The organism is Pseudomonas syringae group sp. J248-6, assembly GCF_032586995.1.
In the GTDB taxonomy this organism is placed as follows: domain Bacteria; phylum Pseudomonadota; class Gammaproteobacteria; order Pseudomonadales; family Pseudomonadaceae; genus Aquipseudomonas; species Aquipseudomonas amygdali.
Window position 1 is genome coordinate 22,122 of record NZ_JAWHOP010000010.1, and the last position, 12,167, is coordinate 34,288.

Here is a 12,167-nt window from a genome sequence, read left to right on the forward strand (position 1 = left end):
TGATCGCACCAAGTTTTTGTGGGTAAGGTGAAGCGTCGCCATCACCACCGCAACCGGGGCAACATCAAAGCAAACAAGGACTAAAACCCAAGGAGATTTTTCATGACGAACGTCATCGCTTTCCCTGACGCCCATGAACGTGATCGCCTGAAGTCCAGTCAAGATCCGGCGTTGAGATACCTGAACAAGAAAGAGCGACAGCTGATCGACCAACTGCGTTCGACCAGCCATGCGGGACGCCAGTACGTCTACGACTATGCCAGCATCATGCATTTGTCCAGGCCGTTATATCCCGAACCTGTGGATTGACCCTGATTGCAGAGCCCGGCCAAAGGCTGCGCTGTTATATCAGCGCAGCTTCCAGGGTCATGTCTGCGGGGTTCAGCGTGTCAGCGAAAAGATCAGTGCAGAGATCGCCACCACACCGGCGGCCACCACAAAGTAGTTCGACCATGCACCTGCATATTTACGCATGGCGGGTACTTTGTAGACGGCATACATCGGCATAAGGAACAGCAGCGCCGAAATCACCGGCCCGCCCAAGGTCTCGATCATGCCCAGAATGCTCGGGTTCAGCGTTGCTACCAGCCAGCACACCACCAGCATGAATGCTGCTGTCAGACGATCCAGCGCCTTCGGTGCAGGACGCCGCCCGGTTTTCAGAATCAGCCCTTTCAGGCCCTCGCTTGCACCGATGTAGTGACCGAGAAACGACTTGGAAATAGCCACAAACGCAATCAGCGGCGCCACGAAGGCGATTGTCGGGTTGTTGAAGTGGTTGGCCAGGTAGGAGAGGATCGAAATGTTCTGTGCCTTGGCCTCGGCCAATTGGGCTGGCGACAGCGTCAATACGCAACTGAACACGAAGAACAGCACCATCACGACCATCAAGCCGTGAGCGCGGGCCAGTATCTGCGAACTGCGTACCTCGGCGTTTTCGCCGTACTGACGTTTCTGATCAACGGCAAACGCCGAGATGATCGGCGTGTGGTTGAACGAAAATACCATTACCGGAATGGCCAGCCACAGGGTAGGCAGGAACGCTGAAGGCTCGGGAAAGGTGGTCGCGGTACTCAGGATGCCACCGGTCCAGTGCGGAATCAGGAATACCGCCAGAAACAGCAGTGCGACGATGAACGGGTAAACCATCAGGCTCATGGCCTTGACGATGATCCGCTCGCCACAACGCACCACGGCCAGCAGGCCCATGATCAGCACGAACGCCAGCGCTGCGCGTGGCGGCGGCGCTATGTGCAACTGATGCTCAAGAAAACTGCCCACGGTATTGGTGAGGGCCACGCTGTAGATCAGCAGGATCGGAAAGATCGCAAAAAAATACAGCAAGGTGATCATCGCGCCGGCGCTTTTGCCGAAATGCTGCTCGACCACTTCAGTGATATCGGCCCCTTCACGCCCGGACAGTACGAAACGGGTCAGCCCGCGGTGGGCATAGAACGTCATGGGAAACGCCAGCAGCGCCAGCGCCATCAGTGGCCAGAAACCACCGATGCCTGCATTAATGGGCAGGAACAGCGTACCTGCGCCAATGGCAGTACCGAACAATCCGAGCATCCAGGTGGTGTCATTACGGTTCCAAGAGGCGATGCTCTCGGGAGCTACATCCAGGCGTTCTACGACGCCGTTAGCCTGATCATTCATCCGGTCGACTCTCCGTGGCCGGTTTATCAAAAAGGGCAGCGCGTCGAAAAAGCCGGCAGTTCAGCGCTCCCCTCGAAAACAGCGGGCGAGATTCTCCGGGATTGACGCCAGAAGTCAAAGGCTTGTAGGACAACAATTTCCGGACTGTAGGCAGGCAATCCCGTGCACGCCTTCTGCACAAAGGGCTGGAGAATGATCGACCTCTTGTCGACGACGTCGTGGTTTTACAGGGCAGCGCGCTCTTTCAAGCAACGAGGGCCTGCATTCTGCGCGGGAACAGTTTGCGTTTTTCAGCCAGCTTCACTCATTAGCTGGATAAGCAGACAGGCGTTCTTTCACTTGATTCCGGCACAAGTTCTCATCACGATTGAAAGCCTGCTGCATCGATTCATCTATCCATGTATAAATGCGGTTACACATTGGCCCATCTCTGGAGACTCAGCGCATGCGTTACGCGCTCGATCATAAGGCCCAAACCCATCAACGTATCGTCAAGGAAGCGTCCATGCGCTTTCGTCGCGATGGCATTGGTGCTACGGGCCTACAACCTTTGATGAAGGCACTGGGCTTGACCCATGGCGGTTTCTACGCGCATTTCAAATCCAAGGATGATCTTGTTGAACAGGCATTGAGTCACGCCCTCGACAATGTAAAAGGAATCACCAGCGACGTTTTCGCCAGACAGGACTCGCTCAGTGAATTCATTGATCTCTACCTCTCTATAGACAGTCGCGATTCGCCAGACGGCGGTTGTCCACTACCGACCATGTGCCTGGAACTGGGTCAGCGCGACCAGCCCAGCGCGACGACGGATAAAATCATTCTTCACTTGCTGGAACTGTTCGATCAGTCTCTGGCGCAGACGGGTACTGAATCCAAGAGCCTGCCGGTACTGTCTACCTTGGTAGGCGGCCTGGTACTCGCCCGCAGTGCTTTTAACGAAGAATTGTCGCAGCGCATTCTGGACACGACCCGGGGCTATCTCAAACAGGAGATAAAGAAGAGCGCTAACTGACTTATCGAAAACAGAACGTTATCAAGATCCGTTCTCGATAAAGCGTGCATAAACAGACAGGCCGATCATTGATCGGCCTGTTTTTTTTAATGGATAGAGCGAGGCTTAATCAATTGCCAGCTTCTCGCGATTCCTCTCCAGAATAGCCTTGCCAATGCCCTTTACTTCGATCAATTCATCGATGGAGGTAAACTCGCCATTGGCGTCCCGGTAAGCAACGATGGCATCGGCCTTGTTTTTTCCGATACCTGCCAGTTCTTTCTGAAGCATTTGCGCATCGGCGGTATTGAGATTGACCTTATCGTTACGTTGCTCGTGAACGGCCGCGGGCGCTGCGTTTTCCATGGTGGCGGGCGACACGGCGGAGGAAGACGGTGCCGCAGTGGCGTTGACCGCAACCGAGGTACTGGTGAGCAAGGCAAAGATCAAAGCACTGAAGATACGGGTTCGCATAGATAAGGCTCCATAGCAGTTCGAGGCAGCATTTCACATGCTGTGCCTGAAACTTAGAGCACTGCCGCCGCCTGGAAAAGAAGTCGAGCGTTGCTGTCTATGTCCAGATCAATCAACGTATGTCTGCCGTTGCCAGGCCCTCGGTAATCGTTGATCAAATCACGGTTCGCCGCTGCGTTCCTGATACATCCAGTCAACGATTTCACCTTCCGGCGTATACCCGTTTACGGTTTCTCGCAGCAATTGACGCACGCTGTTGTAATCGTCGCGGTCTACCGCATCCAGCAGTTTTACAAGACGGCCCTTCAAGACATCCCACTGCAGGAAATCCTCATTCGCACTCATGATCATCGGGTGCTCGGTGGCGACGACGTTGTCACCGATCAATAGCTCTTCATAGAGTTTTTCACCGGGACGCAACCCGGTGAACTCGATGGAGATATCGCCCTGCGGGTTTTTTTCGGAGCGAATGGACAGACCGGACAGGTGGATCATTTTCTCGGCCAGTTCGACAATCTTGACCGGCTCGCCCATGTCCAGAACGAATACATCCCCGCCATGCCCCATGGAACCCGCCTGGATGACCAATTGCGCGGCCTCGGGGATGGTCATGAAGTAACGGGTGATCTTGGGATGCGTCACCGTCAACGGTCCGCCTGACTGGATCTGTTTGTGAAACAGCGGAATGACCGAACCGGACGACCCGAGCACATTACCGAAACGAACCATCGTGAAACGCGTCTTGTTGACCTGATAAACGTTGGCCTTGTCACCGAAGATCACCGGCGCGGTCTCGCGGCTCAGCGCCTGCAGTATCAGTTCGGCAAGGCGCTTGGTGCTGCCCATCACGTTGGTCGGGCGCACGGCCTTGTCGGTAGAGATCAGAACGAAGTTGGAAACACCCGCCTGCAACGCCGCCTGTGCGGTGTTGAGCGTACCGACAACGTTATTGATGACCCCCTCGGCAATATTGTGCTCGACCATCGGGACGTGCTTGTAGGCTGCAGCGTGATAGACCGTGTCGACCTTCCAGGTTTTCATGATCGACAGCAGTTTGGGATGATTGCGTACCGAACCGAGTATGGGCAGTAACTTGACCGAAAGAGACTCGCGAGCCGCTCGCTGCTCAAGTTCGGTAAGAATGCTGTAGAGGTTGAACTCGCTGTGGTCGAGCAACAGCAACTGGGTGGGCTGCAACAGTAATATCTGTCGGCACAGTTCCGAGCCGATCGAGCCACCTGCCCCGGTTACCAGCACTGTTTTGCCCTTGATGCAGTGCTCTAGCAGGTTGTCTCGGGCCGGGACCGCATCGCGCCCCAGAAGGTCAGCGATATCGACTTCCTGAAGGTCGTCTACCTTGACCCTGCCGGCGGCAAGGTCCATGAAGCCGGGAACGCTTCGTACGTGCAACGGAAAGCCTTCCAGAAAGCCCAGAATTTCCCGGCGACGCCCGCGCGATGAAGACGGGATCGCCAACAGGATTTCCTGAGCACCGGTGGAATCTATCATTCGCTGGATATTTCGGGGTTTGTAGACCTGCAGGCCGGAAATCACCCGATTGGAAATCGATTCGTCATCATCAATGAACGCCACCGGATGCATCAGGCGTCCCATGCGCAAGGCAGCAACCAACTGGTTTCCTGCCGCGCCCGCGCCGTAAATGGCGACTTTCTGCAGACCATTGTCGCTCTTGGCAAAGGGGACGTGTTGCGCTGCCGCGAACCAGTCGCCGAGAAAATACTGGCGCATGGCCAGCCGCAGGCCGCCGATCATCACCATGCTCAGCCACCAGTAGTTGAAGATGACCGAGCGCGGGACCAATTGCTGGTGATTGCTGTAAACGTAGACCATGCAACCGAGGATCAACGAAGACATCGTGACGGCCTTGATGATCGCAATCAGGGCGTCGTTGCCGAAATAGCGCATCACCGCTCGGTACATGCCAAAACGAATGAACAGTGGAATAGCTGCAAGCGGCGCACTGATGAACAGCCAGGTATGTTTCTCCAGAGGATTGATCAACTCATCAATTCCCAACCGCACGAGAAACGACATCCACAGGGCGAGCCAGACAAGAACAACGTCAGCAGCTACCTGAATTATTCGCTTTTTGCGGCGTGGTAGGGCCAGCAAACTGGCCCGCAACCTGCTCATCAATTGTTTAATGCTCCGTTATGCTACCGGTTGAAATATCACCTCAAACCGGTATTTGTGAAACAACCACGAGTCTGAGACAACCAGAAAACCGCTTCGTTACCCGATTTCCGCCTCACCGGCGCGGAACCTGAGCGCCAGTAATACAAGGGGGACGTAAGCAATTACCGTCCATATCAGCCCTTCGCCATCGCCCAACGCCACCCACATCGCTATAGGTAGCAGCCAGACCAGATTGACCAGCCCCACAGTCAGCGTCACCGGCGAATGCCTGCCGTAATGACGTGACGCGAACTGATACGCATGGCTGCGATGGGCCTCGTAGAGCTTTTCTCTGCGCAACAGACGCCGGACAAGCGTTACCGTGGCGTCGACAATAAACACACCCAGCAGAATCAGCCAGCACCAGAGTAACTGAGGCGAGGCCCAGGAACCCTGAATGGATAGCACACCGAGCACAATTCCGAGAAATCCGCTGCCTGCATCGCCCATGAATATCTTCGCCGGCGGAAAATTCCAGTAAAGGAAACCGGCAACGGCAGCGGCAAGCAGAAGCACCTCCCACGACAGCCCGACATAATCACCCAGCGCATAAATGATGCTCATGCCCAGACACACCGTAACTGCCTCGATACCGGCGATACCGTCGATGCCGTCCATGAAGTTATAAAGATTCAACATCCATACCAGGTAGAACGCTGCGAGTACCTGGCCGACAGCACCGGGGGTGAATGTCCACCCCAGGATGTCAACCGGAGCGAGCCCGTCGAGCCAGAACAAGGCCCAGGCAGCGGCAAGAAAATGCCCCAGCAGGCGCCATCGTGCAGCGATATGCCCATGATCGTCCATGAAACCGATCACGGCGACCAGTCCCCCCGAGCCAACAACTGCGAAAAAAACCGATGCAGACAGATGCCCCACCCAGGCCAGAATTGCCATCGCAATGACAAAGGCAACGACGATGGAAACGCCGCCGCCCCTGGGTGTAGGTATGGAATGTGAGCTGCGGGCATTTGGAATATCGATCAAACTTCTGGCGAGGGCATACTTGCGCAGCAACGCCGTTAAAAGCAGAGACACAAAGGCAATAGCAATTACTGACAGCCACTCAATCATGCTTGTCGTGTTCCAGATAATATCGAGCAGTATCCTGCATGGCGTGTTCAATACTCACAGGTGGATGCCAGTCCAGCATCGTACAGGTTTTACTGATGTCGACCTGCAGCGAGCTGCATAACCGTTGTGAGAAGGCTTTCTTGCCAAGCAATGCTGCAGCGCTTTTCAACAGCGCTTCAGGCACCGGCAGCAAGCGGGCCGGTTTTCCAAGGGCCTTGCCCATTTCACGCAAAAGCCGGGCTGTGGACAGGTCATCCGCGTCACTGACCAGAAATGTCTGGTCAGCTGCTGCAGGATGATCGATGCAGACCATGACCAGATCAGCCAGATTATCCACCGCCACCAGGCTTCGACGATTATTGATGGACCCGAGCGGAAGCGGCAGCCCTTTGTCGAGCCAGCGCATCATGCTCTTGAAGTTGGCCTTGACTCCCGGGCCGTAGACCAGAACCGGGCGAATGATCACAACCTGCATACCGGTTCGGGCAGACAGCTCGCGTAACCCCTCCTCGGCTTTCTGCTTGGAAACGCCATAAGCATCCAGTGGATTACATGGATCGTCGGCTCTGAACGGCGCACCGGGATGGGTAAACTCGCCGTTGGCCTTGATGGAGCTGAGGAAGATAAAGCGCCTGACCCCCGCCGCTGCGGCTTGCTCGGCAAGATTCAGCGTCGCAGTGACATTGGCGCGAAAGTATTCCTGATCCGGCTCATCAGCGGTCTCGTTGAGTACATGGACCCGGGCAGCACAATGAATAACCACATGCGCCCCGGTTACAAGATCAGACCACTGGTTATCCGAAGCCAGCGACTGTGCGCTGACAACCTTGATGCGTTCTGAAGAGCAGGCATAGGCACCCCGCACCGCAACCCGAACAGAATGACCGGTGCGCTCGATCAATCGGCGCACAACAGCACTGCCCACGAAACCTGTCGCACCTGTTATTGCAACCAATGCAACATCACCGCTCATGCAAGAACGCCCTTCAAAATTGGCCAAATATTCCGTATGCGACGCTTTTTGACAACTGAAAATATCTTCAATCCATTTTATAACTTTCCCGTCGGCGTAAAAAACCCTTTTCGGCAGTGCACCTGAATCAACTGTATAAATGCCTGCATCAGTGACGCTCGGGCCTCCCGTATGGGACGTAGGTGATTTACATTAACCAGGGCCAGGTGCACACCTTGAAAATTCAATTACGCCTTCAACCGATAACTAGCGCGCTCGCCTATCAAGGAATAAGCAGCTCTACCGTTCTTTTTTCAAGCGCGTATTTACGACCCAGAATATTCCCCAGCACCTTTTTCGCAGTTGCCTCGCCGTGCACCAATCGAATCTGCACAGGCCACTCTTTCATGCCCGTGACGAAACCGACGAGTCCGGCCTGATCAGCATGAGCAGAATAGCCTTTGGCGGTATGAACCCCTGCGTGAATATCAAAGCGTTCACGATCCAGTTCGACATAGCCGCCCAACGGACCGTGCAACTGAATGGCTGCACCAGGTGTGCCCTTGCCCTGATAGCCCACAAACACCACGTTATGCCTGGCGTCGCCCAACATGGCTTTCAGGTAATTGACAATTCTGCCTCCGACGCACATGCCGTTGCCGGCAATCACGATGGCCGGACGCGCAGTGCTGGTCAGGTAGTTGACGGTACGCAGGTGCTCCTCATGCGTATCGACAGTGATCAGTTGCTCGAAGCCCAGCGGTTTTCTGCCGACATCGAGTCTTAGCCGGGCATCCTCATCCCAATAGTCTTCGAATGCCTGATAGACCTTCGTGAACCGGCTCGCCAGAGGCGAGTCAAGAATGATCGGCAACCTCGACCAATCGGCAGGCGGTATTTCACCTCCAGACGGGAGCACACTGTTTTCAGCAGAATGATTCGACGGCATTTTGCGCCGCAGAATATCCTCCAGCTCGTAGAGCAATTCCTGAGTACGACCGATGCTGAACGCCGGTATCAGAACCGTGCCGTTATCTTCGAGTGCCTTGTCTATGATCTGCTCAAGTGCCTGCTGGCGAATGCTGCGATCCTCGTGAAGGCGATCACCGTAAGTGCTTTCCAGAATCAGAACATCCGCGCGTTCCGGGGGCTTGGGGGCTGGCAGAAACGGTGTGTGACTTGCGCCGAGATCACCGGAGAACACTACACGCAGGGAACGCCCTTGCGCAGGGTAGTGCAGATCGCACTCGATATAGGCAGAACCGAGTATATGTCCGGCACGCTGCAGACGAACCCGGCAGTGCAATGTTTCGTGTTCGACCAGACTGAACCAGTTATCGAATGGCAGCGCGATGATTCTCTTGTTGATGAGCTCCAGGTAACGCTGTATTTGTTCGGGGTCATGCGCAAACTCGATCTTCAGGATATCTTCCATGACCAGTGGCAGCAGATGGGCGCTGGGCTCGCTGCACAGTATGGGTCCCTTGTAGCCAGAGGCCAGCAACTCGGGGATACGCCCGACATGGTCATTGTGCACATGGGTGACCAGCAGCGCCCTGATAGTCTCTGGGTCGAACCCGAATGAGGCGGCACGCTCACCGCGCTCCTGCACCGAGCCGCAGTCGATCAACAGGTTGCTCGAGGCGTCCATACACAATTGATGACAGGAACCGGTTACCGTATCGACAGCACCGTGATGAATGATTTCCGGATAAGACATGCAGTTACCTTTTCTTGCCAGCCTGTACTTGATGTTTGCAACATCCGGCATCGGATCTGAACAGTAAGTTTCGGCGCATTCTGCACGTGAAAGGCTTATTTTCAAGACTTGACACAAAGCTGTCAGGACAGCAGCAATCGGCGCTGCTAAAGAAGATAACCGGCTACCCCTTTAGAATGGGCACCTGAATTAAAAAAGAGATTAATCCTACACACTAAAGTAACTACTCTTCGTACAACAGAAGAATAAACTGACAGAATTATAAGCCCGATTTTTTGAAGAATACCGACGATAAGCGTGAAGCAAACGCCAGCCTCGAAACGCCGCATGCCATTCGATGGGGTGCAAGGGCGTGGAGAATACGCATATTACGTCGCCAGAAATGCATTCGGCGAAGCCTGATCAGCGCTGCTCAAACGGAGCGAGGGGAAGGCGTACGTTTTTTGCGAAGACTGGATATCCATGTCAGCACCGGACCGATAACCATGCCCAGCAGCAGAGCCAGGACAACTGGCAATGCCAACGGAAGCTGAGGCGCTGACCAGCCGAAAAAAGTTACCGCGACAGATTGCCTGTTTTCAAGCACGAACACGGTTGTTGCCAAAACAGCAAGCAACACGGCGACGATCAAAATGACTCGTTTGAAGATACGCATCTGGTGATCCTGTGGTAAATGGCTTCAAAAGCCCTCTTCTTCATCCTCATTGACCCGATCCCGCAGCTCTTTGCCTGGTTTGAAATGCGGGACAAACTTGCCGTCGAGACTAACCGACTGGCCGGTCTTCGGGTTGCGCCCTACTCGCGGTGCACGGTAATGCAGTGAAAAGCTGCCAAAACCCCGAATTTCGATTCGGTCACCGGTCGCCAGGCACTGGGACATTTGTTCAAGCATGGTCTTGATGGCCAGCTCGACATCCTTGGATGAGAGCAGCCCTTGATGGGTGACAATTCGTTCGATCAACTCCGACTTCGTCATATTTTTCCCTTCTTTTTCAAGCAGCTAGATCAGCGCTTGGAAGGTTTTAGCATGACCGGATGAATTTGAACAGCCCATCTATTGACTTATGTTCAATACTGTCTACCAGGCATGAAAAGATTACACCCACATTACAGGCGAGACGTATCGGAAGGGAGCTGAAGCATTCGAAGAATAGAGACGGCCTGAGAGGCCACTGAGGACATTTGGCAGCCTGGGCAGTGCCTGTGCAGACATTCCTGAAACAAGAGCCTGTAAGGCCTTAGCAGCAGAAATAAAAAAGGACGACCGAAGTCGTCCTTTTTGTGGTCAAGCAGAACTTAGTTCTGTTTTTCCATTTGCGCGCGCAGCAGGTCACCAATGGTGGTAGGACCAGTGCTTTCAGCGACTTCAGGCTTGCTACGCAGGCTCTGAATGGCTTCTTTCTCGTCTTCAACATCTTTCGACTTGATGGACAAGCTGATTACGCGGCTCTTGCGGTCAACGCTGATGATCTTGGCTTCGATCTCTTCGCCTTCTTTCAGAACGTTACGCGCGTCTTCAACGCGGTCACGGCTGATTTCGGAGGCTTTGAGGGTCGCTTCGATGTCGTCGGCCAGGGTGATGATGGCGCCTTTGGCGTCAACTTCTTTAACGATACCGCGAACGATAGCGCCCTTGTCATTGACAGTGACGTACTCGGAGAACGGATCGCTTTCCAGCTGCTTGATACCCAGCGAGATGCGCTCACGCTCAGGATCAACAGACAGGATCACGGTGTCGAGCTCGTCGCCCTTCTTGAAGCGACGTACGGCTTCTTCGCCCACTTCGTTCCAGGAGATGTCGGACAGGTGAACCAGGCCGTCGATGCCGCCGTCCAGACCAATGAAGATACCGAAATCGGTGATCGACTTGATGGTGCCGGAGATTTTATCGCCCTTGTTGAACTGGCCAGAGAAATCTTCCCATGGGTTGGATTTGCACTGTTTGATGCCGAGGGAGATACGACGACGCTCTTCGTCGATGTCCAGAACCATGACTTCCACTTCGTCGCCAACCTGAACGACTTTCGAAGGGTGGATGTTCTTGTTGGTCCAGTCCATTTCGGAAACGTGTACCAGGCCTTCCACGCCTTCTTCCAGCTCTGCGAAGCAGCCGTAGTCGGTCAGGTTGGTAACACGCGCGGTAACGCGGGTGCTTTCCGGGTAGCGAGCCTTGATAGCAACCCATGGATCTTCACCCAGTTGCTTCAGACCCAGGGAAACACGATTGCGCTCGCGATCGTACTTCAGGACCTTTACATCGATCTCATCGCCAACGTTGACGATTTCCGATGGATGCTTGATGCGCTTCCAGGCCATGTCGGTGATGTGCAGCAGGCCATCGACGCCACCCAGATCGACGAATGCGCCGTAATCGGTGAGGTTCTTGACGATACCCTTGACCTGTTGACCTTCCTGCAGGGACTCGAGCAGAGCTTCGCGCTCGGCACTGTTCTCGGCTTCCAGGACACTGCGACGGGAAACGACAACGTTGTTGCGCTTCTGGTCCAGCTTGATGACCTTGAACTCGAGCTCTTTGCCTTCCAGGTGAGTCGTGTCACGCACAGGGCGGACGTCAACCAGAGAACCAGGCAGGAACGCACGGATGCCGTTAACGTCGACAGTGAAGCCGCCTTTAACCTTACCGTTGATAACGCCCTTGACCACTTCTTCAGCTGCGAAAGCCGCTTCCAGAACGATCCAGCACTCGGCACGCTTGGCTTTTTCGCGGGACAGCTTGGTTTCGCCAAAGCCATCTTCGACCGCGTCCAGCGCAACGTGAACTTCATCGCCGATCTTGATGGTCAGCTCGCCAGCGTCGTTGTGGAACTGTTCCAGCGGGATGAGGCCTTCAGATTTCAGACCGGCGTGAACCGTAACCCAACCTGCCTGGTAGTCGATATCAACGATGATAGCGGTGATGATCGAACCAGCCTGAAGGTTGAGGGTCTTTAGGCTTTCTTCAAAAAGTTCTGCAAAGCTTTCGCTCATTTTAATTCCTGTTGATCAAGGGCGAAGAATACGCCCATCTGCCACGCTCCAGACAACGTGGGTTTCGTTCAAGTAAAAGAAAGCCTGCGGGACTATGACTGGTCTCCCAC

General features: G+C 54.5%; 11 protein-coding genes. 2 read left to right on the forward strand and 9 right to left on the reverse strand.

Going from position 1 to position 12,167, the window contains the following annotated elements:
- Positions 1-102: 102 nt before the first annotated feature.
- Complete coding sequence (locus RYC17_RS14610; RefSeq protein ID WP_002554553.1) at positions 103-309, forward strand: hypothetical protein; 207 nt, start codon at positions 103-105, stop codon at positions 307-309.
- Between the two features lie 72 nt (positions 310-381).
- Here the strand turns inward: RYC17_RS14610 and RYC17_RS14615 are convergent, their stop codons facing one another.
- Positions 382-1,659 carry an aromatic amino acid transport family protein gene (locus RYC17_RS14615; protein WP_122258062.1) on the reverse strand — a complete coding sequence of 426 codons (1,278 nt, stop codon included), beginning with the start codon at positions 1,657-1,659 and terminating at the stop codon, positions 382-384.
- 445 nt (positions 1,660-2,104) lie between these two features.
- Here RYC17_RS14615 and RYC17_RS14620 point away from each other — a divergent pair, with 445 nt between their 5' ends.
- Positions 2,105-2,674 carry a TetR/AcrR family transcriptional regulator gene (locus tag RYC17_RS14620; RefSeq protein ID WP_122258061.1) on the forward strand — a complete coding sequence of 190 codons (570 nt, stop codon included), beginning with the start codon at positions 2,105-2,107 and terminating at the stop codon, positions 2,672-2,674.
- Between the two features lie 105 nt (positions 2,675-2,779).
- On the opposite strand, the gene RYC17_RS14625 is transcribed toward RYC17_RS14620, so the two are convergent.
- The 8 genes from RYC17_RS14625 to rpsA all read right to left on the reverse strand — a co-directional run bounded on the left by RYC17_RS14625 (position 2,780) and on the right by rpsA (position 12,057).
- The gene (locus RYC17_RS14625; protein ID WP_122258060.1) at positions 2,780-3,127 is read right to left on the reverse strand and encodes a ComEA family DNA-binding protein; all 348 of its coding nucleotides are present in this window, start codon (positions 3,125-3,127) and stop codon (positions 2,780-2,782) included.
- Between the two features lie 159 nt (positions 3,128-3,286).
- Positions 3,287-5,281: a polysaccharide biosynthesis protein gene (locus tag RYC17_RS14630; protein ID WP_122258059.1), complete on the reverse strand. Its 1,995-nt coding sequence runs from the start codon at positions 5,279-5,281 to the stop codon at positions 3,287-3,289.
- A gap of 99 nt (positions 5,282-5,380) precedes the next feature.
- Positions 5,381-6,397 carry an MraY family glycosyltransferase gene (locus RYC17_RS14635; RefSeq protein ID WP_122258058.1) on the reverse strand — a complete coding sequence of 339 codons (1,017 nt, stop codon included), beginning with the start codon at positions 6,395-6,397 and terminating at the stop codon, positions 5,381-5,383.
- Positions 6,390-7,370, reverse strand: a complete 981-nt coding sequence (locus tag RYC17_RS14640; protein ID WP_316903579.1) for an SDR family oxidoreductase — start codon at positions 7,368-7,370, stop codon at positions 6,390-6,392. Before RYC17_RS14640 ends, RYC17_RS14635 begins: the two co-directional genes overlap by 8 nt.
- Positions 7,371-7,632: 262 nt before the next feature.
- The gene (locus RYC17_RS14645; protein WP_316903580.1) at positions 7,633-9,069 is read right to left on the reverse strand and encodes an MBL fold metallo-hydrolase; all 1,437 of its coding nucleotides are present in this window, start codon (positions 9,067-9,069) and stop codon (positions 7,633-7,635) included.
- 412 nt (positions 9,070-9,481) lie between these two features.
- Positions 9,482-9,724, reverse strand: coding sequence for a lipopolysaccharide assembly protein LapA domain-containing protein (locus tag RYC17_RS14650; RefSeq protein WP_002554560.1), 243 nt, complete (start codon positions 9,722-9,724; stop codon positions 9,482-9,484).
- 24 nt (positions 9,725-9,748) lie between these two features.
- On the reverse strand, positions 9,749-10,045 hold the full coding sequence (gene ihfB / locus RYC17_RS14655; RefSeq protein ID WP_002554561.1) for an integration host factor subunit beta: 297 nt from the start codon (positions 10,043-10,045) through the stop codon (positions 9,749-9,751).
- Positions 10,046-10,365: 320 nt separating this feature from the next.
- Positions 10,366-12,057: a 30S ribosomal protein S1 gene (gene rpsA / locus RYC17_RS14660; protein ID WP_002554562.1), complete on the reverse strand. Its 1,692-nt coding sequence runs from the start codon at positions 12,055-12,057 to the stop codon at positions 10,366-10,368.
- Positions 12,058-12,167: the final 110 nt, after the last annotated feature.